At 47.9% G+C, this 22,456-nt stretch carries 23 protein-coding genes; 8 read left to right on the plus strand and 15 right to left on the minus strand.

All coding sequences use genetic code 11. The features are described from left to right. Positions 1–103 precede the first annotated feature (103 nt). Entirely contained in the window at positions 104–1,222 is a 1,119-nt protein-coding gene (locus Q4E93_RS18895) for an epoxide hydrolase family protein (RefSeq protein WP_303587839.1), read from the plus strand. Between the two features lie 95 nt (positions 1,223–1,317). On the opposite strand, the gene Q4E93_RS18900 is transcribed toward Q4E93_RS18895, so the two are convergent. From Q4E93_RS18900 to Q4E93_RS18915, 4 genes are all read right to left on the minus strand, one after another. After that, a complete protein-coding gene (locus Q4E93_RS18900) occupies positions 1,318–2,652 on the minus strand; it encodes a T9SS type A sorting domain-containing protein (protein ID WP_303587841.1) in 1,335 nt (444 codons plus the stop codon). Positions 2,653–2,675: 23 nt separating this feature from the next. Next, a complete protein-coding gene (locus Q4E93_RS18905) occupies positions 2,676–3,407 on the minus strand; it encodes a hypothetical protein (protein WP_303587843.1) in 732 nt (243 codons plus the stop codon). Between the two features lie 285 nt (positions 3,408–3,692). Further along, positions 3,693–4,136 (minus strand): hypothetical protein, encoded by a 444-nt coding sequence (locus Q4E93_RS18910; protein WP_303587844.1) that lies wholly within the window; start codon positions 4,134–4,136, stop codon positions 3,693–3,695. 17 nt (positions 4,137–4,153) lie between these two features. After that, the gene (locus Q4E93_RS18915) at positions 4,154–4,729 is read right to left on the minus strand and encodes a hypothetical protein (RefSeq protein ID WP_303587845.1); all 576 of its coding nucleotides are present in this window, start codon (positions 4,727–4,729) and stop codon (positions 4,154–4,156) included. A 278-nt stretch (positions 4,730–5,007) separates the two neighbouring features. Between Q4E93_RS18915 and Q4E93_RS18920 the strand changes: the two genes are divergently transcribed. Continuing rightward, positions 5,008–5,493 (plus strand): hypothetical protein, encoded by a 486-nt coding sequence (locus Q4E93_RS18920; RefSeq protein WP_303587847.1) that lies wholly within the window; start codon positions 5,008–5,010, stop codon positions 5,491–5,493. Positions 5,494–5,516: 23 nt separating this feature from the next. Here the strand turns inward: Q4E93_RS18920 and Q4E93_RS18925 are convergent, their stop codons facing one another. Then, positions 5,517–5,864 carry a hypothetical protein gene (locus Q4E93_RS18925; protein ID WP_303587849.1) on the minus strand — a complete coding sequence of 116 codons (348 nt, stop codon included), beginning with the start codon at positions 5,862–5,864 and terminating at the stop codon, positions 5,517–5,519. A gap of 202 nt (positions 5,865–6,066) precedes the next feature. Between Q4E93_RS18925 and thrS the strand changes: the two genes are divergently transcribed. After that, entirely contained in the window at positions 6,067–8,010 is a 1,944-nt protein-coding gene (gene thrS, locus Q4E93_RS18930; RefSeq protein WP_303587851.1) for a threonine--tRNA ligase, read from the plus strand. 41 nt (positions 8,011–8,051) lie between these two features. Here the strand turns inward: thrS and Q4E93_RS18935 are convergent, their stop codons facing one another. Next, entirely contained in the window at positions 8,052–8,624 is a 573-nt protein-coding gene (locus Q4E93_RS18935) for a cupin domain-containing protein (protein WP_303587852.1), read from the minus strand. Between the two features lie 138 nt (positions 8,625–8,762). Here Q4E93_RS18935 and Q4E93_RS18940 point away from each other — a divergent pair, with 138 nt between their 5' ends. Next, positions 8,763–9,071, plus strand: coding sequence for a DUF1330 domain-containing protein (locus Q4E93_RS18940; RefSeq protein ID WP_303587854.1), 309 nt, complete (start codon positions 8,763–8,765; stop codon positions 9,069–9,071). A 16-nt stretch (positions 9,072–9,087) separates the two neighbouring features. Here Q4E93_RS18940 and Q4E93_RS18945 read toward each other — a convergent pair whose 3' ends face one another. The 8 genes from Q4E93_RS18945 to Q4E93_RS18980 form a co-directional block, all read right to left on the minus strand. Continuing rightward, on the minus strand, positions 9,088–9,894 hold the full coding sequence (locus Q4E93_RS18945) for an AraC family transcriptional regulator (RefSeq protein ID WP_303587856.1): 807 nt from the start codon (positions 9,892–9,894) through the stop codon (positions 9,088–9,090). Between the two features lie 21 nt (positions 9,895–9,915). Further along, positions 9,916–11,001, minus strand: coding sequence for an aldo/keto reductase (locus tag Q4E93_RS18950; protein WP_303587858.1), 1,086 nt, complete (start codon positions 10,999–11,001; stop codon positions 9,916–9,918). Positions 11,002–11,055: 54 nt separating this feature from the next. Next, the gene (locus Q4E93_RS18955; protein WP_303587860.1) at positions 11,056–12,084 is read right to left on the minus strand and encodes an SDR family oxidoreductase; all 1,029 of its coding nucleotides are present in this window, start codon (positions 12,082–12,084) and stop codon (positions 11,056–11,058) included. A gap of 113 nt (positions 12,085–12,197) precedes the next feature. Next, entirely contained in the window at positions 12,198–14,375 is a 2,178-nt protein-coding gene (locus tag Q4E93_RS18960; RefSeq protein ID WP_303587862.1) for a glycoside hydrolase family 44 protein, read from the minus strand. 280 nt (positions 14,376–14,655) lie between these two features. Then, positions 14,656–15,633, minus strand: coding sequence for a YncE family protein (locus tag Q4E93_RS18965; RefSeq protein ID WP_303587864.1), 978 nt, complete (start codon positions 15,631–15,633; stop codon positions 14,656–14,658). A gap of 83 nt (positions 15,634–15,716) precedes the next feature. Continuing rightward, on the minus strand, positions 15,717–16,451 hold the full coding sequence (locus tag Q4E93_RS18970) for an ankyrin repeat domain-containing protein (protein ID WP_303587865.1): 735 nt from the start codon (positions 16,449–16,451) through the stop codon (positions 15,717–15,719). 26 nt (positions 16,452–16,477) lie between these two features. Next, entirely contained in the window at positions 16,478–17,182 is a 705-nt protein-coding gene (locus Q4E93_RS18975; RefSeq protein ID WP_303587867.1) for a LytR/AlgR family response regulator transcription factor, read from the minus strand. Continuing rightward, a complete protein-coding gene (locus Q4E93_RS18980; RefSeq protein WP_303587869.1) occupies positions 17,179–18,222 on the minus strand; it encodes a sensor histidine kinase in 1,044 nt (347 codons plus the stop codon). Before Q4E93_RS18980 ends, Q4E93_RS18975 begins: the two co-directional genes overlap by 4 nt. Positions 18,223–18,437: 215 nt before the next feature. Here Q4E93_RS18980 and Q4E93_RS18985 point away from each other — a divergent pair, with 215 nt between their 5' ends. Then, entirely contained in the window at positions 18,438–19,121 is a 684-nt protein-coding gene (locus Q4E93_RS18985; RefSeq protein ID WP_303587870.1) for a DUF5041 domain-containing protein, read from the plus strand. Positions 19,122–19,159: 38 nt separating this feature from the next. On the opposite strand, the gene bla is transcribed toward Q4E93_RS18985, so the two are convergent. Next, positions 19,160–20,041, minus strand: coding sequence for a subclass B3 metallo-beta-lactamase (gene bla, locus Q4E93_RS18990; RefSeq protein WP_303587872.1), 882 nt, complete (start codon positions 20,039–20,041; stop codon positions 19,160–19,162). 125 nt (positions 20,042–20,166) lie between these two features. Between bla and Q4E93_RS18995 the strand changes: the two genes are divergently transcribed. From Q4E93_RS18995 to Q4E93_RS19005, 3 genes are read left to right on the plus strand one after another with little or no spacing between them, the layout of a single operon-like run. Further along, positions 20,167–20,508 carry an ArsR/SmtB family transcription factor gene (locus Q4E93_RS18995; RefSeq protein WP_303587874.1) on the plus strand — a complete coding sequence of 114 codons (342 nt, stop codon included), beginning with the start codon at positions 20,167–20,169 and terminating at the stop codon, positions 20,506–20,508. Next, positions 20,489–20,956 (plus strand): SRPBCC family protein, encoded by a 468-nt coding sequence (locus Q4E93_RS19000; RefSeq protein ID WP_303587876.1) that lies wholly within the window; start codon positions 20,489–20,491, stop codon positions 20,954–20,956. Before Q4E93_RS18995 ends, Q4E93_RS19000 begins: the two co-directional genes overlap by 20 nt. A 12-nt stretch (positions 20,957–20,968) precedes the next feature. Continuing rightward, positions 20,969–22,450, plus strand: coding sequence for an FAD-binding oxidoreductase (locus Q4E93_RS19005; protein WP_303587879.1), 1,482 nt, complete (start codon positions 20,969–20,971; stop codon positions 22,448–22,450). Positions 22,451–22,456 lie beyond the last annotated feature (6 nt).

Consider the following 22,456-nt stretch of genomic DNA (forward strand, 5'->3'; position numbering starts at 1 on the left):
CAGGTAGTTTTACGATCGGCGGCCAGGCTGTCCAGGTAAATTTTTTACAATGAAAGGAAGTACCCGCTGTCTATTTTTGTATCAACAAACAAATAAAACAGTTATGAAACCTTTTAAAATCAATGTACCACAAGAGGTGTTAAACGACCTGTCGATAAGATTGAAGCAGACCAGATGGACGGATGAACCGGAAAATGGCGGATGGGATTATGGCACCAACCCCGGTTATCTGAGGGAGCTGGTGCGTTATTGGCAGACGGAATACGATTGGAGGACCCATGAGGCGGCGATCAACCAATTCCCTCAATTTAAGGCCGAAATAGACGGGGTCACCATTCATTTTATTCATATAAAAGGCCAGGGAAGAAATTCCGCTCCCCTGATCCTGAATCATGGATGGCCTGACTCCTTTTATCGGTTTATCAAGATCATTCCTATGCTCACCGAACCTTCGGACAATGGACGCTCTTATGACCTTGTTATTCCTTCCATTCCCGGATTTGGCTTTTCCCAGCAAACGGCTCTAAACAGTGATAAGACGGCCATTCTGTTTAACAAACTCATGACGGAAGTATTGGGTTATCCCACCTATTTTGCAGCCGGGGGCGACATGGGTACCTTGATTGTGAAATCACTCGCGGTGCAGTTCCCCGCCAATGTAAAGGCCATTCATTTAACAGATGTAGGCTACCCTAACGGAAGCGAAGACTGGAGCACAATGACGCCTGCGGAACAGGCGTTTGGGCAGCAGGTGCAGCATTGGTTCTTTACGGAAGGAGCGTTCAATATGATACAGTCCACTAAGCCGCAAACCCTCGGCTATGCGCTCAATGACAGCCCGGTGGGCCTGGCTTCCTGGATCATTGAAAAATTCCATGCCTGGAGCGATCATAATGGAAATCCCGGGGACTGTTTCACCATGGATGAATTGATTACCAATATCATGATCTACTGGGTAAGTCAATCCATCAATTCCACTATCCGGACATATGCCGAAAATGCCCGTGCCGGCTTTATGGGAGGCCTGCAGTCCTCCCAACGGGTAAGCGTACCAACGGGGGTGTCGCTGTTTCCCAAGGAAGCTCAGTTCCCTAAAGAATGGGCGGAAAGGATGGCCAATGTCGTAAGCTTCCGTATAATGGAAAAAGGGGGGCATTTTGCAGCGATGGAGCAGCCAGAGGTCTATGCCAGGGAGCTCACCAGTTATTTTGAAAAAATATGAGGTCCGACGATAAAAAGAGGCTGTCTCCTATGTTTGTATCAGTAAGGAGACAGCCTCCATTGTGCAGACGATCAAAAGAAGACCATCCGCGAATCTTAATGCTTAATGAAGACCTTGTAGCTGTCCTTCGACCCGTCCTGATAGAATATGGTCAAAATATAGATGCCGGAGACCATAGCCTTAACATCTATCCTGTTATCATTCGATAGGAGCGGGACGGTCTGTAATGTTTTGCCATTCCAATCGCTCAGTTTTGCCACCCTGACAGCCCCGGGATGATTGGTTTGGATGTTGATAACGTCCGAGGCAGGGTTGGGATAAATAAATATTCCGCTACTTCCGTCCATGGAGATCGCGCAGACCTGGCTATAAGTATATTTCCCATCCAGGTCGATCATTTTCAGCCTGTATAAATTTACTCCTTCGGCGGGATCAGGGTGCGTAAAGGAATAGGCATTGTTCAGGGTGCCGGCTACGCTTATGGGGACAGTCCCGATCACGGTCCAATCACCCTGCATTGGAGTACTATGTTGGATCTCAAAGTGAGAGAAATTAACCTCATCCGTCGTTTCCCAGTTCAGTTTCACTCCGTCTGACGCCCTAATGGCAGTAAAGGAAAGGAGGGTAACCGGCAGGGCAACGCCGGTGTAACCCAGCGTATAAGCAACATAACTATTCGGCGTTATGGTTGCGCTGGTCGTGATGCTGCCTGCGGTAAGGCTGCTTGATCCTCCGAGAACGGAGGTCGCGTCGACGGTGGAAGGGATGTTTACCCATTTGCTGCCATCCCATCCCACGATCGTCAGTTCTGACAAGGTGTTGCCCGTGAGTGTACCGACCCCGCTCCCCGCATTCCAGGTCAGCGTAAGATTGGTAGCACCTGAGCCATCGATATCCCAATATTCGACGGGGCTAACGGAGGTCACCCCGGCACCCTTGCTGGAGGTGGAGAACGGAGCACCTGCCGGGAGAGGCGGATAGTTCCCGCCGGCAGGATCAGGGATTACTGCTGCATTGGGGTCTGCATGGAAATAGGCTCCGGTCGTTCCGTCGGCTGAGGCGGCGAAGGGGCCATAGTGACCATTGTTCCCCACTGGAAAAATAAAAGAGGCGGTTCCTGATTTGCGGATATATCCTTCGACATAGTTAGCATTGTCTGCTCCGGTGTAGCTGCTAGCGGTGGAGGCAAAGTTCAGGGTACCGTAAGGGGCCGTACGAACGGTGCCGATGATGCCAGGTTGTACGCCGCTCCCTCCCGTGAGAAAATTGTGGCTGCCGAAAAATGTCATCGTGGTCCCGCTGAAGATAACGGTATTGCCTTTACTACCCTGTTGGGATTTGGCCAGGGAAGGAAACAGCACCATGAGCAGGGCCACCTGAGGAAGGATGCGCATGGGCAAACCAGATCGGTGTGTTAATATCTTTTTCAAGGGATCGTTTTTGAGGTGAAGAATCAACGGATCTGGGCAATGGTCATGAAGGTACGGCTGGTGGTACCGTCGATGGTGCAGGTGCCTGTGGCAGGACCATACCCTCTGGGATATACCACATCGCCGGCGTTCAACTTGATGGTCAGTACAATAAAGACAGTATATGCGCCGCCACCCGGGGGAGAAACGTACATGACGCTTCCGGCATATTCCTGGCTATTGACCCGGAGGAGCACAGTGGGATTGATAGGGCCGACGTTGCAGGTAGCCAAGTTATAACAGGTCAACACATACGTGCCAGTCCGGGAGGCGGTAAACTTCCCCGTAGCCGTGCTGTATTCGTTGTATGCATCGCCTGCCGCGGTTTGAAATTTATAATCCCAGTAATTACCGGAATTTGTCATGGTGGTGGGGTTGGTAAGCGTGATACTGGTCAGGCCTGAGGCAACAGAATCAAGCTTTGTCCAGCCGGAGCCATTATTATAATAGATCCCCGGGGAGACATTGAAAGGCGCCGAACCTGCCGTGGCTGTGTTATACACTGCCATGCCGGCTGTATGGGCAGAAAGGGGAGAGGCGGAATTGGTAGCAGTAAGAGCGATGCGTGGCAGGAGAAAGCCCTTGTTCGTGGTTTCGGCTTCCAGTACTGCATCGGCATTGATTGTGGTGGGATTGTTCCCGATCTTGACCTGGCCGAAAGTCTTCGCGGATTGGCATAAGAAGGCTGCAACCAGGATTGGTAAAAGTGGTTTCATATATAACTTGATTTAGTGAAAACAATAACTTTCAGGACATTGATGGATAGACAACCAATGCAAGTACTGAAGGACTAAACAGAACCGTGGGAGTAGGGGGAAATAGATCTTTGTAGTTACTGAATAGGAGCGTATATACCTTTCAGTTGATCAATAGATTAAAATTACGAAATAAGTAGAAACATGGATGCCCGGATGGTAGAAATTTAGCAAAAAACAGATATAAAAAAATGGTTAATGCATAATTGAATGATTTCATTCACTGATTGGGGGAGTGGCGTAGATCTAAGCCGACAAGTCGACGGCTGGCGAGAGTAGACCATAGTCGATTTCGAAAACACCTGTTTTGTACTCAGGATCTCCTATTCCAATTGAATTAGTCCTATAAATCGTTCCATCAGGTGTGATAAGTAAAAAGGGGTATCGACCAGTAAAGTCAGCAATTACGGTTTCCATTTCAAATCTCTTTGCAGCAGAGATCGCCAAGGGCAATTCACTAAATTGATCTTCATTATATATTTCTCCTCTGAGAAAAGTCTTAAAGCCCGTACCGGCATACAAAAACTCGTACACAAAACAACATATTCCCGGCGGGCACTTCATTTCTTCATTGTAAAATTGGGCATGAGGATAAAAGGCTAAGGTGCTTTCAGGATAAAGCTCCTTAATCAATGGAAAAATATCATCTTCTGATACTTTGATGCGAAAACTAAATTCAAAAAATATCATAATTCTTCGGCTGTAGTTTATTTCTTTCTATATTTTAGGTATTTCCTAAATATAGTTGAGTATCTGTCTCCAAATTTTATGATGCTTATTGTGTCCATCTTAATTACTTTTGGTTTCTCGTCAAGGTATCCGTCAGGGTCGTAGTTATGGATACTCATACTTTTGTCTGCGACTCTTGTAATTTTTCCTATCCAAAAGTCAAGATAGCCATCATTAATATTTTCTATGATTACATGCAAGTCATAAGCTTTCAGGGCTTTTAAGATGTCTGACCAACTTGTCAACGGCAAGTGCTTATCAAATCCATATTCGGTGGATAGAAGACCTTCTGCATTAAATATTTTTCGTTGAGTTCGTTCATAGCTGGAATGCCTGATGCTATCAAAGTCGTCTATTCTGATCACAGCATATCCGTCCAGCATAAATTCATTGTCAAGTTGCAAAAACAAAAAGTTCTTTGACGCTCCTAAAATAAACCCTGATAAATTTTCTTCTTTATCGCAAACAGTTCTAAATATTTTAATATAATCTTTGTTGTTGATGTGTTTTTGCAACATCAAATTATCTTCTTTTATTTTTTCTCGCTCTGTCATTTCAAAAATATTATACCAGGCCGTAAGGGTATCTTAAAACTCAGTTATGGACAAATATAAAAAAATATAATTGTCCAGAACTATATGCTTTAACAGGCTAATGACCTGCCGATCCGTTTTCGGTCCGGGGCTGACCTGGCGACCGCTCATTCGATCCCGCCAACGGCTAATTGCTTTCGTTTTGCAGGTGATAAAAGGAGATTTTAGCAGTGGTGGTATTTTTGCCCTCAGACGGAGGGTGAAACATGGGGACGAACTGATACAAAAATATATATTAAATGAAGAGAATTATCGCGCTGTTCCTGATGGCAAGCATTCTTTTTTTAGGAGCCTGTAATTACAGCGCGGGCTTCAAAAAAGATTTTGGCACTGGCTTATCCTTCAATTATAATGGCTTTCATGTGCAGAATGTTCTGTTAGTGGGCCCTGGCAATAAGGTAATGGACAATAACAAGGTACAGCTCAATACACAAATGGCTATTGTAGCGCTGGGTATTGCCAATTATGGGCTGAAAGAAGAGAAAGTTTTTCCGGGAATGATGATCGTCGTTACCGACAAACACGGGTCTGAGGTCCTCAAGGGGACCGATCTATTTTTGGGCACTGAGGGGTATACGCCGGCCAATGCTACTGAACTGCGTGGCACTATTACCATTGCGAAACCCATGATAGCTGGGGAAACCTACCATTTGAAGATGCACGTGTGGGACAAGGTAAAGCCTGAGAATGTGCTGGATGCAGAAACAGATATCGTTGTCCAGTAAAAATCAGGATGCCGGACCCTTGTTCAGGCGGCCAGGCGGTAGATCAGCATGGCAATGCTGATAAGGAAAATGATCGAATAAATCAGCTTATTATACTTTGCCAGCCATTCGGGCAGAAAAATATCAAAGTTATCCCGCGTCGAATCGGAATACCTGCGGGCAACTAATGTGAGCGGGCATTTCATTTTAAACAGCAGTAATACGATACTCTCCAGCAATACAAGTCCGATGCATATCCAGACACGGAAATCAATTTTGTTGCTATATACGGCGTACAACAAGTAAAAGATAACAATATTGAAAAACACCCATATCGCCGTATGAATCAGCTTGACGATCCAAAGTTTCGATATCTGGCTTTTATTCTTCACCTGGCAAAGTTGCAGTTTGTGTTGTCTTTAAAGTTTTGAAATCCGGGCGGAAAAATCTATGATCTTGCTCATAATAGTCTATGATCAATGGTGGAATGCTATGGCCGGTGGCCGCTCCCGCATAAGCAGCTGCTAAATAATCTCTTAATTGAATGTAATTGTTTGTTAATTTGCGGCTCTTTCAGCAAATAATAGTAGTAAAATGAGCATAAACATTACATTCCCCGATGGCAATGTGCGCCAATACGAAGCGGGCGTAACGGGTCTTGAGGTGGCAAAGTCGATATCGGAAGGGTTGGCCCGCCATGTGCTGGCAGCAAAAGTAAATGGCGTTGTAAAAGACCTGTCGGCTGCGATAACGGAAGATGCTACCATTCATTTCCTGAAGTGGGACGATGCGGAAGGCAAGAACACCTTCTGGCATAGCAGCGCTCACCTGATGGCGGAGGCGGTCGAATCGTTGTTTCCCGGAGTGAAGTTCTGGGTAGGCCCGGCCCTGGAAAAGGGTTTTTACTACGATATTGACCTGGGCGATAATAAGCTGTCGGAAGAAGACCTGGCGAAGCTGGAGAAAAAAATGAGCGAGCTGGCTAAAAAGAACGAGGTTTTTGTTCGTAAAGCCATGCCAAAAGACGAAGCCATTGCTTATTTTACTGAAAAAGGCGATGAGTACAAACTCGACCTGTTGCAAAACCTGGAAGATGGCACCATTAGCTTTTACACGCAGGGCGACTTTACCGACCTGTGCCGTGGTCCGCATATTCCCCATACTGGTTTTATTAAGGCCATCAAACTCACCAATATTGCCGGCGCCTATTGGAAAGGCGATGAAAAGAATAAGCAATTAACCCGCATTTACGGCGTCACTTTCCCCAATCAGAAAGAGCTGGATGAATACCTGATACTGCTGGAAGAGGCGAAGAAGCGTGACCACCGTAAGCTGGGCAAAGAATTGGAGCTGTTTGCATTTTCCGAAAAAGTGGGCCTGGGGCTGCCGTTGTGGTTGCCAAAAGGCGCCATGCTGCGGGAAAGGCTACAGCAATTTTTGCAAAAAGCGCAAATTGAAAGTGGCTACTTGCCGGTGATCACCCCGCACATTGGGCACAAGAACCTGTACGTGACATCCGGCCATTTCGAAAAGTATGGCAAGGATAGCTTTCAACCGATTAAAACGCCGCAGGAAGGAGAGGAGTTCTTGCTGAAACCAATGAACTGTCCGCACCATTGCGAGATCTATAAAACATCGCCAAGAAGCTATAAGGACCTGCCTTTGCGCCTGGCTGAGTTTGGTACCGTCTACCGCTACGAGCAGCATGGCGAACTGCACGGGCTTACCCGTGTGCGTGGCTTCACCCAGGATGATGCGCATTTATTTTGCATGCCCAGCCAGGTGAAAGAAGAGTTTAAAACTGTGATCGACCTGGTTTTGTATGTGTTTAAATCGTTGGGTTTTACTGATTACACCGCACAAATTTCGCTGCGGGATAAGGAAGACCGGACCAAATATATAGGTAGCGACGAGAACTGGGAAAAGGCGGAACAAGCCATCATAGAAGCCGCTGCCGAAAAAGGATTGACCACGGTGACGGAATATGGCGAGGCTGCATTTTATGGTCCCAAGCTTGATTTTATGGTAAAAGACGCCATTGGCCGCAACTGGCAGTTAGGCACCATTCAGGTGGACTACAATCTGCCGGAGCGCTTTGAGCTTACCTACATTGGCGAAGACAATGCCAAGCATCGCCCCGTCATGATACACCGTGCGCCCTTTGGCAGCATGGAGCGGTTCATAGCCGTACTTACCGAGCATTGCGCCGGCAAATTCCCTCTGTGGCTTACACCGACCCAGGTTAAGCTGCTGCCTATCAGCGATAAATTTCTGCCTTATGCCGAAAGCGTATTAAAACAGTTGAAAACCGCCGACATACGGGCAGAAATTGACGACCGTAACGAAAAAATAGGCAAGAAAATTCGGGATACGGAGCTAGCCAAAATACCCTACATGCTGGTGATCGGCGAAAAAGAAGTGGCTGAAGGCAAGGCTGCCGTACGCCGCCAGGGCAAGGGCGATATAGGCACCCAATCGATCGAAGAGATTATTGCCGATCTCAAGCGGGAGATCGAAGAAAAGACAAGTGGTGAATAATTTCTTTATGCTATTGCTGCCCGAAGCTCCCCAGGTTATATCTATTGTTTCAGGTAGGTCAGGGGAGGGCCAACCACTTCGAAACCATGGTCTTTCCTGAACTGGGCGTTCTGTTCTGATGTCATGCCTTTTGTAGCACCTTTGCTCATAGCTGTGAAAAAAGCTTCCATTTTTCCGGCCGGGCTGAAAAGCATCAGCATTTTTGCTTCTCCTTCGCCGACCTTCGCGAAACAATGTGGGACTTTCCGGGGACCGAAGACACTGTCTCCTGCCTGGACGTTATAGACCTGATCGCCCACCTTTATCATGAACTTTCCCTGAAGTATATACCACCATTCGTCCTGGTCATCGTGCACATGAAGGGGTGGTCCGCCCGGATTAATACGGGTGGATTCATATACATAGAGGGAGCCGTCAGTGTCGCCCGTGGATATCTTCGAGTAAAAGGTATCGCCCTCAAAAAGGACGAGCGGGGCGTCTGCACGATCTTTACCGGCGGCGACAAAGAAGCCTTTTCCAATCCGGCGCAACACAGGGGCAGTGATCGCTATCACCGGTGCGGCCAGCGCTCCGAGTGCAGAGAGGGTTAGCTGTAGAAAGGATTTGCGTTTCATGAAAGAAATATAGATATTCATCTGAATATTCTACCCTTCAATGAGTCGTTGGCGGAAACTAATGAGCAAAAGCCATTGAGCTGACCGGGCATGTTTTGTAAAAAGGGTATATTTATATATTACCAACCATCCACCATTATGCCTGTATATGTTATAAATGCCTACGACATACATGACTTCGACACATTCAAGGATTATCCACCTCGTGTCAGGCCGCTGCTAACCAAATATGGAGCTAAAGTCCTTGCCATGGAAACCAATCCCAAGGCGCTGGAAGGCCGTCCGAGAACAATGAATGCCATCATCGAGTTCCCGTCGGAAGAGGCGGTGAATGGCTTTTATAATGACCCGGAGTATCAGTCATTCATTCATCTGAGACACGATTCGACCTCGAACACGACCATGATCGTGTTAAAAGAATTTAGACCGGAGTCGGGGAAAAATTGAAGAAGCATGCTGCTGATCAACTGCCTGCCTCGCTGGGATTATAGCCGAAATGCTTTTTAAACACATGGGAAAAATGGGACAGGTTCTCAAATCCCGCATCGACGAATATCTCGGAAGGTTTATGCTTCTTAACAGCAATTTGGTAATGAGCATGCTCCAGTCGTTTTGTCGTCAGCCATCTCCCCGGGGTTGTCCTGAAGACCTTTTGAAAATCTTTTTTAAAGGTAGTAAGGCTACGGCCCGTGAGGTAGCCGAATTTTTCCAGCGGAAGGTTATACTGAAAATGCTTCTCCATAAAATCGGCAAGGTCGACCTTTCCGGGTTCCTGAAACATACTAAGCAGCTGTTTGGCCTGTGGGCAGCAGGCTTCAAGGACTGTCAGGCATTCCATTACCTTGATATCGACCAGGTCCGGCGGCAATTCATCCTGCATTTCAAAATAAGGTATCAGCGAAGTAAACAGGCTTTCCAGCAGCGGATGCCCCGTCAACGCTACATGGCCTGTCCGTTTCCCTTCAGCTACATTTTCAGGACGTGGGCCATAAAACTTACGCAGCAATTGTTCGGGGAATAAGATCGAAATGGACCGGAACGGCTCTCCATTTGCAGGTGATTTGATCATTCGTCCCAACTGGTTCCTTGGAATGATCACGGTGGTTCCGGGTCCGAAGCGATGCATCTTGTCCGCATAATACAATTCAAGGGTGCCCGCAAGTACATAGACCAGCGCATGCTGGTCCAGTATTAATTCCCGGCTATAATGTTTCTGCTTTTTGCAGGATACAAATATCCGCCCTTTTACACTTGCGTCTGGATATTCCATAAATAAAGTTAACAAATATTGTCAATACCTGCCGGGAACCATGTTCCGTGTAAGCGGTAATACGGCAGGCTTATATCCGTTGACTTCGATGCCGCCATGGTGAAACATGCGCCCCGCTTCGCGATATTCGGTTACAAAAGAGGCCGGCGGGTTTGACAAATCGTCCAGTGATCTTATTTCATCGGTGGAAAGATCCACGTCAACAGCGGCAATGTTGGCTTCCAGTTGTTCCTGCTTGCGTATGCCGATGATAGGCGCGCTAACTCCAGGCCGGCTGAGGACCCAGGCCAGCGAAACGGCCGCGACAGTGGTGTCATGCGCATCTGCAATTTTACGCAGTTGGTCCAGCATTGCGATTTCCCTCCCTGAGAGCGTAACTTTACGGCCGGTGTCTCCCATGCGGGTTCCTGCGCTTTGATCCTCCATGGAAGGATTGTATTTTCCAGAGAGCAGGCCTCCTTTCAATGGTGACCAGGGTGTAATTCCCAAGCCCAATTCTATCGCCATTGGAACTAATTCGTCTTCAATGGTCCGGGCCAGCAGGGAGTATTCAACTTGTAAGGCAATAAACGGTGTCCAGTCTTTTAAAGCCGCGAATGTCTGCGCCTGCGCTATTTTCCACGCCGGCGCATAGCTTACACCGATGTAGCGAACCTTTCCGCTGCTGACGAGATTGTCCAACGTTCGCATGACTTCTTCCAATGGCGTATTCCAATCCCATTGATGGATAGAAAAAAGATCGATATAATCGGTCTGAAGGCGTCTAAGCGACTGATGACAGCTGGCTACGATGGCTTTGGTTCCTGTGCCGCCTCCATTAGGGTCGCCGGGATATATATTACCGGAGAATTTTGTACCGATAACTGTTTTTGTGCGTAGGCTTGACTGGCTGCCTACTACGTCACCGATGATCTTTTCAGAATGTCCGTTGGTATAAACGCTGGCGGTATCAATAAAGTTTCCGCCGGCGTCGGTGAAAGTCCTGATGATCTGTTCCGATTGTTTCTCGTCTGCGCCCCAGCCCCAGTCTTCACCAAAAGTCATGCCGCCCAGGCAAAGCGGACTTACCCGCAAGCCGGATTTACCCAGTGTTCTGTATTGTTGCATATATTAAGTTTGCCTGCAAGACGCAGCTTGTATTTGGAAAACAGCCAACCAGGATTATTTCACCAGCCCCAGCCTGATCAAGCTTTCCGCAGTTGCGACAATGGCCTCCTTATTGGTTGTAGGATGCCAGTTGAGCAGCCGGGTAGCTTTCTCGTGGCTGGCATCTTTCACCATACCCAGGTGCGGGAGAATCATTTTCACCTTTGGATTGAACAATCCCACCAGCCTGAGTATCCAGTTAGGCACCTCTTTTTTCGGGACCTTTGCTGCCTTATTGCCCAATGCACTTCGCAGAATAGTTGCTATATCCAATAAGGAAACGGATTCTCCGGACGTGGCCAGAAAACGCTGACCACGGGCTTCCGGATGGGTCATGGCTTTGATGTGCAGATCGGCTACATCACGAACGTCGACATACACTGATTTAATCCTGGGGACGCCTTTAAGCTGGCCGTTCAGCATCTGGCTGATGAACTGGATCGAATGTGAATAATCTGCGCCAAGCACAGGTCCTAAAACGCCCACCGGGTTAACAACGGCAAGCTCAAGGCCTTTGCCTTCGCCGTTTACATACTCCCACGCTGCTTTTTCAGCCATGGTTTTCGATCTCTGGTACGCTGGTATGTCTTTTGACAAGTCGGTCCAGTCTTCTTCCGTGTAAGGTCTTTTCCTGTCAGTCCCATAGCAGATGGCGCCAAAAGCAGATGTTAATACTACCCGCTCAACGCCGGCTGCTTTTGCTGCGCGCAATACATGCATTACTCCATTAACAGCCGGCACAATATACTCGTCTTCATGCTTTGCAATGAAATTCGGCGTTGGTGAGGCGGTGTGTATTACATAACGACAGCCTTCCGCAGCCGTTTTCCAGGCTGCCGCATCGGAAAGGTCGGCCTGAACAAAGGATAATGGTTCAAAATTGGTAACGCCGGCGACGGACAGGAACTCTTTTACCTCGGGTATACGGTGTAAAGAACGCAAGGATGCTTTTACACGATAGCCTTTTTTTAGGAGTCCGGCCATACAATGACTGGCTATAAAGCCTGATCCCCCGGTGATCAGGACCTGATCTGATTGAATCATAATTTTGACGTTTGACAAGCCAAAATTACCCCATCCATCAACAGGGCCGTTTGTTTAAAAGGCGCAATTTGTTTGTTCAAAAGGCGCGCGGGGAATCGATGCCAACGATTCGCCTATTGTTTTACGATTGGCAGGGTCTTTCCCCCGGCACTCAAATAATATACGCCGCTGGCAAGGTCGCTGATATCAATTGACGTGGAGATGACTCCGCCTGCCGATGGTAATCGAATCGCCCTGACCAGCTTGCCTGCACCATCATGCAACTCCAATTCGATGGGTCCCTGCTGGGCGGGCAACTGAACGTATAATACATCGTTTGCCGGATTGGGGAAGACGGTGATGCCCGTAGCATTATCAAATGCGACCGCTATGGTTCTGCTGTAAGTATAGCTGCCACTGCGGTCGACGATCTTCAGCCGATAATAGTCTACCGAAGGCAGGGGCCTGCGATCATAATAAGAATAGTTCCTTTCCAGACCGGCATTGCCGGGTATGGTCGCAGTAGCGGCAACCGTACCAATGGGGTTGAATGTTACCCCGTCAGCACTCCTTTCAATATAAAACGATATTACCCCAGGGTCGTCGCTGACCGTAAAATCCAACCGAACGTCATTACCTTCTTTCACTGCCGTCAGGGAAGTAAGGCCAACTGCCAAGACCGGTAAACTGCCCGTCAGCTGCAGCGAGCTGATCGACAACGGCGCCAGGGTCACTTGCACGCTGGTATCGCTGGCCGGCATTATGGTGGAGGACTGCAATGCGTTGTTGGTATGCGAAATAAACGTTTCGGTTCCTGCCGGAAGGTTAGACAAGGTGAGTACCTGGACTGGCTGGTTGGGCAAGGTGAAATGAGCAAGGTTTACCGTAACGGTTTTGGAGAGGGTAAGCGACCGGTTTACCAGCACCACCGTAATCGAATCATTGGCATCACTGGCCGTGGCGTAGGCGGATACATTAAGCTCGTCGTTGGAAAGTGCCTGAATGCTGGTTTTTTTATTATACCTGCTGTACAGGTGAAGTGTTTCCCACATGCCCTTTTCCCAATTCCAGGGCGAGAAATATTCCACGCCATGCTTCATGAATTCACCTAAGGTGGAACCATACCACACCGCCTGGGCATTGGGATTGTTATTGAGATTGACCGCCGTTTCCGAAACGCCAAAGGTCACCCCGTTGCCCGGCCCCATATACTGGTTCAGCCAGTTTTGGCACCTTCCGAATACATCTTCAATTTGTATGGAATTATCCCACCCGCCATTGACCAGATGTACGCCGTTGGCTTCCGGATATGCATAACTGCTGTCAAAAAATACCCGGTGATACTGCACAATGTCGGCGGGGTTGGTGCTCCCGGGATAAAAATGCAGGTCGATCACGTCCAGCAGACGTATACCGGTTCGTTGCTGCTCTTCGGCCAGCCGCTTGATAAAGTATTGCAGCCAGGGATAACGAAAGCCGTCGGACCCTGTCACCGGCCCTGCCCCAAAGGCATACCATTGCCATTCGTTGGGACTCACCGGGCCGCTCAGCTTAATACCAGGGCAGAGGGCCCGCGCCTTTTTCGCTACGGCGAAAAAACGCTGCATAAACGATTCCGCATCCAATTGAACGGGCATCACGTCATCATGCGTACCGGACCATATTTCCACTTCGTTGTCCATGTTCCAGTAGCGGAGATGCGTAGAATCCAAACCTTGTCCGCCGCTGCCAAACCAATGGTTCAGGATGCCTGTGGTGGAATCTTCATTCCAGTGTTCCAGATACAGGCTGGTATCGCCATTGACCAGGGCCTGGCTTCCGCCGGCGGGGTTAAGGGTTCCGCCGCCCGCGAGGTTCTGGCCCAGGCCCGACCAATATTGCGATTGGTTATAGGCCCAGTCATTGAAGTTATTGGCAGTGGTCAGCGCCGCCTGGCCTAAAAGCTGGAACCCCCACATGCCCTGTGCCGAGGGAATATTTTGTTGCAACGATGCAGCGGCAAAATCCCAATCGTGCTTGTATACATTATTGTACCAGTCGGGATGGCTGGCTAGTTTAAGCCGCCAATTGTAGGTGGATAGATTATTACCGCCGTTTTCACGGTAGAAGTTCAGGCCTGCATCTTTATACAGCTGCCAGGTGGCCGGGCTGGTCGGGTTGGAAGGGTCATCTGATATAGAACCATTCCTTCCATAAATAAAAGGGGAAACCGGCTTTCGGTTGGACTGCAGGTCTACATTTACCTGTACATTCTGGGCTAAAAGCAACGAATACGTTAAAACGAGTAGTAGGGACACGGCTATTTTTCTCATAACAAAAAGATATTGAGATCCTGCGGCAGCACTAATATTTACCCGAACGGGCAATAGCACAGCCAAAAAAAGATAAAATGACAGGGTGACTCTCCGTCGAGCATGCGAAGCAAGTGAACGAGGTAAAAAAGGAACACCGCGCTCAATGACACGGTGGCCAAACCTGCAAATTATGTTCCAAAAATGTCAGTGTCTAGGGTATCATTCTGTTATTTCGAGGGATAAAATGTTCAATTACATTAGCGCAGAGCGATAATCAGTTTTTTTTAGTCATGATTCACTATTTAGTCGGGATTCCCAGCGTGTATATCCACAAGGCAGCCTCGTCTTTTCCGCTGGCGGGGACAGCCAGCAACAGCTGCCGCTGATCCGGCAACCAAAGGCTGGTGCGGGCTCCTTTTCTTGTAGCGATATGGTTGATCAGGACATTGTTCCGGAACACATCCACGAAGCCTTCCCCTCCCGAAACAAAAAGCAGGCTGTCTTTTGCAGAATAAAACAGGTCATCAGCGTCCCCGACACAAGGCAGCGATTGCAGGAGCTTCCCCGTCCGGGTATCCAGCACCCGCACCTGGGCAGGATGGCGATAGCCAATAAAAAGCCGATTGCCTTCTTCATCCAATGCCATCGGGAAATTGGCGGACGCCCCGCTGTTTTTCCAGGTGTCGGTGACCTTCATTGTGCCCATCTCTGCGGCCACTACCATCCCCGCCTCCGGAACATTGACAAATAATCGCCCTGCACCCGTCAATTGAAAGGATTCCGGGTGCCCTTTCAACAGGAGGTCTTCCATCTTCTTCATTTGCCCGGGGTCGATCGTTGCAATGGCCCCACTACCATATCCGACATACAACCGTCCGCCACCATAGCGGACATTATCTGCATCGTCACCCAATGTGACCCTCCCCCCTTCTGTATAATTTTGGCCATTGTAAAAAACGCAGCTGCCGTCTGCACCATTGGCGACCACCAGGCGCTGTAATGCAGGAATATACAGCACTCCCTGGGGCTCATGCAGCCCGGGGATCGTATGTGCCCGGGTCTTGCCGGCCAGGTCGACTACCTCCACCGTGTTATTTCCCAACGCCGCTATGAATCCACGGTGTCCTGCCGGGTCATAGGCCAGATGATCAATCCTTCCTTTTACGCCCGGCAAAGGGATCTTCGTTTCCAGGCGCAAGATATCTTTTTCCAAATGCGTCGTATCCGGCCTGTTGTTGCATGACAGCAGGACCAGCAATATCGGGATGACCGCCATGGCTTTCATTTTAGTAAAATTACAACAAGGGATCGAACTCATCCCGGCGATTTGCGCAGTGTTTGGCCCAGGAGAACATTGTCCTAATCCTTTTCCGGCAAGTATTCTCCAAATAGTTTCCAGTCCATGCTATTTCCCCAACCTTGTCCATGGTCGCTTGTATTGACGGCTTTATGGTTGTCGCCAATATGGTACTTGCCATAACTTAATAATGACAAGATATTTCCTGGTCGTAAGTGCTCACTTGCCCAACTCAAAGGTGAGTCGCCATTAGCATCTTTGGCTGTTTTGTCTGCGCCATGTTCTATTAAATAGGAAATTGTTTTTTCATCCGCGTAAGCCGCCGCTCTGTGTAGCGGCGTTTCTCCTTTGGTCCTTACGTCACGCATAAAAGCGCCCGTTTCTATTCCCGGAATTGTTTTGGCGTTGACATTTGCTCCCTTGTCAACCAGCAATTTTACGGTGTAGAAATAGTAAGGCCTGCCGGCTTTTGAAAGTGCGCTATGCAATGGAGTTTCATTGGTAGTGTCAACATGGGCATTTACGTCTGCACCATTGTTTATTAAAAAGTCGCAAACTTTCCAATGTCCGAAGAAAGCCGCATGTCCTAATTCTTTGTGTAGATTAATGCTATCGAGCGTACCACCTGCTTTTAAAACTGCTTTCAGCCCCGTTGTGTCATTATAATAAACGAGCCACTGCAAAGGTTTTACTTGCCCTTCCTGTAATAGTTCCTTCCAGTTTGGTTGATCGAAAAGATCGAGAATAAGATCAGTGCGTCCCCTGCTGATGCGTGCCAGAATTTGTGCAACTTCCATAAATCGGTCTTTTAAATAGTTATGAATTAAAATTTAAGGTTACCAGGTATGTCGCGGAAAGATCCCAGCACCTCTTTTTTATACTTTTCACCAATAGGGATCGTCTTTTTGTTTATTTTCAGGGCATTGTTATACATCTCTGTGACGGCTGGCATAGCGACGATAAAGGAGCGGTGAACCCTTTTAAACTGATCTTCTCCGAGGAGCTCTTCGATGGATTTCATGGTCATATGCTTGATATAGGACTGGTTGGCCGTGTATAGCATGACATAATCTTTCCGTGATTCGATGTAAAGAATATCTCTGCAAAGAACTTTATTAAGCTTGCCGTCTTTTTTTACCAAAAAAAACTTCGTCTTTTCCAATGCGTCGGATGAGGTGTCGTGCAGGAATTTCCTGATGCTTCGTTCAAATCTTTCGAAGCCCACAGGTTTTACCAGGTAGTCCAGGGCGTCAAGGTCATAGCTTTCAGCTGCATATTCGGTGTAGGCCGTGGTAAATATGACTGCCGGTGGATGTTTCAACGACCGGAGCAATTGCAGGCCATTGATCGCCGGCATTTGAATATCCAGAAACAGGAGGTGAATAGTTTGTGTATGCAGCAGCTGGAATGCGGCTATCGCGTTTTCTGCTGACCCCCATACTTTCAGCTGCGGAAAGGACTGAAGGTGTTTTTCAATAACCTTTCTTGCCAAAGGTTCATCATCTATGATCAGGCAATTGTACGTCATGAGAGCATCAACGTTAAATTTACTTCAAACTGATGCGCTGTCTGCTGCACCAGAATGGTATGTTTGTTTGGATACAGCAGCTCTAATCTTTGCCGGAGGTTTTCAAGACCGATGCCGGAGTCGCCGGGAGGCGTACTTTGGGTATGGCTGTTTTTTACCTCGAAAATAATTTCATTGTTTTCTATGAGCATTCCGGCCTCCATCCATGGATTATGGATGACATTCAATCCGTGTTTAAAGCCGTTTTCCATTATGGGCATAAAAAGTAGCGGCGGAATGCATATTCCACGAACATCACCCTGTACAGTAAAGGATATCAGGCTGCTGTTGTCATGCCGGATGTTTTCCAGCTGTACGAAATTTTGCAGGAATTCAATTTCCTTTTGAAGCGGTACCCTGTTTTCTTTGCCATTGTAAACGATGTAACGCATCAGCTGGGATAGCTTATCCACCATCGGAGCGGTTTTTTCTGACTGGTACAAGGCAAGGCTGTAAATATTGTTCAGGGTATTAAAAAAGAAATGCGGGTGCAGTTGCGCCTTCAGGTAATCCAATTGGAGTTGAAGCTGCTGCTCCTTTAGCCGTCGTATGATACGCTCTGCCTCCCACCTGTTCAGGAAATAGGCAAAACCGGCAAGGGCAAATAGGTTGATGAAGGTGAAGTGCAGCGACTGCCGGGGGAAATGATAGTTTTTCCAGGTAAGCATGGGATATTTGCCCGGCATACCGGATGGGGAAAGAGCGTTTCCTGCTAACCAATCCGTCAAATGAAGATAGATATCAAAAAGGACAATAAACAGGAGGACTGACAAAAGAAACCTGCCTAACTTATTTTTTAATAGCAAGGGTACCTGCCACCTGTAATATAGATAATAAGGCAGCATTGTAAGGGGTATGGTAATAAGACGATATCTAAAGGTTTTCCAGGGGTCGCCTCCATCCAGCATAGAACGATACTGCCAGTCGTTGGCCAATTGCAGCAGGAAGAAGTAGAAAACAAAGAATCCTGCAACCGTCCAGGTCATTCGCAGTCGCTCCATGACATTGAAGTTAATTTAAAAAATGGATGTATGAAACTATACTGTAATTATCATTCCGCATTTTAGACAAACGCCCTTTTTTCTTAGACTAATAGGGATGGGCGGCGGCTTGTCAAAAATAACCGGGCGCCCGTCTAATTATTTTGCCGAAGGTCTGGAGGGTGCTGATATTGCATTGCAAATTTTATTATCAACGAATTTAAAAAGGATGCGTCATGCACAAGATTGTCGTAGTAATAGGCCTTTTTGTATGTAGTAATTTAAATGGCCAGCATTACCTAAAAGATGCTCGTAGCCCGGCGCAGAAGGAGGATCCCTACAATAGTTATCAGTCAGACTTTATCAGCAAAACGGATTTATTAAAGGCACTGGAGTTGGCCGGGGTCCAGGTGTTTAAATTTCCGCTTGCTTCATTTGCGAAGGAATATAAGCTGTCCGTCACCGTTGATGAATATGTTGACGGGAAGAAAGGCCGTTCAATAGATTTGTATGCCATCGGAAAGAACACCTATACTTATTTCAAGGACAGTAGCCTGGATATTCATCATGGGTTATTTACTGATTTTATTGATCAGCTGACCTTTTTATCGAGAAATGAGAATGACAGCTCGATAATTTTAGCATTAACTACTTATGCAGGGTCTGACAGAATAAGGCTTGCGAAAAGACAGACCCGGAAGTTTCAGTATTACAATTGGCGCCGCTTTAGTAAAACGGATTGGGTGCTCAACCGCGAAACCCCTCTTTTAGTCTGTGCATCTTCCTGGTATGACCCAAAAAATAATGTTGAACGATTTTGCGGGGTGGTTGACTTATCCCGCGATGAAAAAGAAACCAGGAAACTTCTAAGCGCTTCCCCCCATTACTACCTGATCAGCTACAAGGTATCTGAAAAATAGTATTTGAGACAGGGTCTGTGCGTTGGACTATGTTTTGTCTATGGGTTGATCCGCTTCAGATAGGCGTCCCGCAATTGACTGATTGCCAAATCGTAATCTGCGCGGTCAGAAAAGGCTTCCGGACGATAGCCATCCTCCGGCGCATGCTTTTTGTGCAGGTCGAACTGGTTGGCGTGCGCGGCAACCCAGATATCAAATTGCAGGCCTTTCATCGCTTCCAAAGTATATGCATAATCCTTTCCCACTTCGGGGTACGAAGGCATTCCGGGAAATTTTGTCTCTTCGAGGATCGTTGGCATATTAGCGATCAACACGCGATAGCTGCGCGCCTCATCCTTCACATCGAAAAGGAAGCTGCAGGACCCCTTGGTGTGGCCGGGATGGTGCAGTAAGACAATCCGCATCTCCCCTAATTTTACGGTATCCTGATCGTGCAGCCGTCTATCCACCTTCACTGGTTGGAAGATGGGGCCTTTGCCTCCCATGGTATAATCCGAATTGCCGCCATCTGCAAGCACGGGGGCATCCTTATCATCTATCATTATGCTGGCGCCCGTCATCTTTTTTATGGCAGCCATGGCGCCTACATGGTCGAAATGTGCCTGGTTTGTCAGCAGGATCCTGATATCCGAGAATTTGAATCCCAGCGCTTCCACATGTCTGCGGATCATGGTGTCAGATCCGGGGAGACCCGTATTGATGAGGATATGGCCCCTGGACGTCGTGATCAGGTAGCTGCAAAGGTCATAGGAACCCACGTAGTAGAGGTTACCTGCGATACGGAAAGGTTTGTAATCCTGCACCCACTCCTGTTTGAAATTGGGCAGCGGGATGAGTTTTTGGCAGGAAGAAGGTATAGTGACGAAGGAAAGGATTGTGATCAAGAGGAGTGTTGCCAGGGTCAAATTGAATTTTTGCATAAGATGAAAATCGAGGTTGAGGGCTAAAAATACAATTTTGAAAAGGTCAGGCTGCCGGGGAGATGAAAATAAATTTGAGCAAGCAAATACTTGCATATATATTTGCAGGCACATACTTGCATATCATGAAAGCCAGACGCGATGTATTCCAGGCAATAGCCGACCCCACCAGGAGAGAGATCATCAATATGATCGCTTCCCGGCCGCTTAATGTAAACGCCATTGCAGAAAAGTTCGATGTCAGCCGCCAGGCTGTATCGCTGCATATCCAGATCCTGATTGATTGCGGCCTTGTAACTGTTAAGCAACAAGGCCGGGACAGGTTTTGCGAAGCAAGGTTAGATCAGCTGAGCGAAGTTTCGTTGTGGGTAGATCAATACAAGCAACATTGGGAGAATAAACTGGACAAGTTGGAAAAATATATAGAACAACTAAAAAAACAGAGAAATGAAAAACATGACAAATGATACCAAAGACAGGGAGATCTTTCTTTCGAGGACGCTGAACGCTCCGGTGGCATTGGTTTGGGAGGTATGGACACAGCCCGAACATATCGCTAACTGGTGGGGCCCTACCGGGTTTACCAACACCATTTCCACTATGGATATGCGTCCCGGGGGCGAATGGAACCTGGTAATGCACGGTCCGGACGGAAAGGACTATATCAATAAAAGCATATTCAGGGAAGTAGCCTTGCACAAGAAGATCGTTTACGAACATGTCTCGTATCCAAGATTAGTTGCCACCATTACGTTCGAAGAGCAGGGCGACCAAACGGTTATCAACTGGCACATGCTTTTTGAATCCCGTGAACAATTTATCGAGGTGGCTAAGGCGCATAGGGTAGTGGAAGGACAAAAGCAGAATGTCGAAAAGCTGGAAGCTTACCTGGCTGGATTAATTACCAAACAATAAATCTGAAAACATATGGAAAAGATCGTAGCAGCAGATGTCCGTTATCCTGATCTTGCGGGCAAACGGTTCAATAAGCGTTTTACAGGGAAACCTGAATACATCTATATGCCACAGTCTGCCGATGAGGTGGTGGATGCCGTACAGGAGGCAGTCAACAGTAAACGGAGGTTGGTGGTACGCAGCGGCGGCCATTGCCTGGAAGGTTTCGTTTCAGACCCTGCCGTACAGGTACTTGTAGATATGTCGCTTATGACAAACATCTGCTATGATACTGAAAGATCGGCCTTCTCGGTCGAAGCTGGCGCTACGGTGGGTGAAATGTACCGGAGACTGTTCCTGGGTTGGGGAGTCGTGCTGCCGGCAGGCGAACATCCGGACATTGGCGTCGGCGGTCATATACTAGGCGGCGCTTTCGGTTTTCTTTGCAGGGAACACGGGTTGGCCGCAGACCATCTTTATGGAATAGAGCTGGTGGCCGTGGATGCGTCCGGGAAGGCACATCGTACCATCGCCACCCGCGAAGCAAATGATCCTAACCGTGAGCTTTTGTGGGCCCATACCGGCGGTGGCGGCGGCAACTTCGGTATCGTAACCCGTTACTGGCTCAGGTCTCCGGGCGCTGCGGGGTCTGATCCGGCGCTCGCGCTGCCCAAAGCGCCGGCAACGATCACCACTTTTCGGGTTTCATGGGAATGGAAGGACATTACTGAAGCGATATTTTCCCGGTTGGTGCAAAACTTCGGTGAATGGGCACTGCAGCATAGTGCGCCTGATTCCCCGTACAAACAGCTTTTTAGTTTGCTTTTCCTTAACCATCGTAATTTGAGTAAGTTGGAAATAAAGGGTGTTTCTACAGCTGGTGCAAAAGCCAATGAGCTGATCATGGGTCATTTGAACGCAATAACAGCCGGCACGGATCTGATTTGTACACCACAGATCGAGGAAAGCCCCTGGCTGCGCTTTGCACTGAACCCATTTCCGGAATTGTTCCAACCCGGCTTTGATAACGTACAAGCGAAACTAAAGGATGCGTTCTTTCGACGGCCTTTTACAGACAGTCAGATCGCAACCATTTACAAATATCTGAATACGAGTGACCCTGTAGGGGGCGGCTTAGGTATGGCAACTTATGGCTGTCAGGTAAATAAAGTAGCGTCGGATGCGACTGCATCCGCTCAAAGGGATTGTATCCTCGATGTTGCCTGTAATACAGGATGGGGAAACCCTGAGGGGGAAATTGCCAGTCTGGCCTGGGTGCGGGAGTTTTATCAGGAGCTTTTTAAGACTTCAGGCGGTGTCCCTGTTCCCAATGAGCAGACTGCCGGCAGCATGATCAATCATCCTGATACCGACTTTGCCGATCCGAAATGGAATAAGTCGGGCGTGCCTTGGCATAGCCTCTATTATAATGGCAATTATTCCCGTCTGCAGCAAGTTAAAAGCAAATGGGACCCTTTAAATATATTTTATCATGCCTTGTCTATCCGGCCATAGCTTTTA

Origin of the sequence: Flavitalea plasmicola, from assembly GCF_030546645.1 — a bacterium.
In the GTDB taxonomy this organism is placed as follows: domain Bacteria; phylum Bacteroidota; class Bacteroidia; order Chitinophagales; family Chitinophagaceae; genus Puia.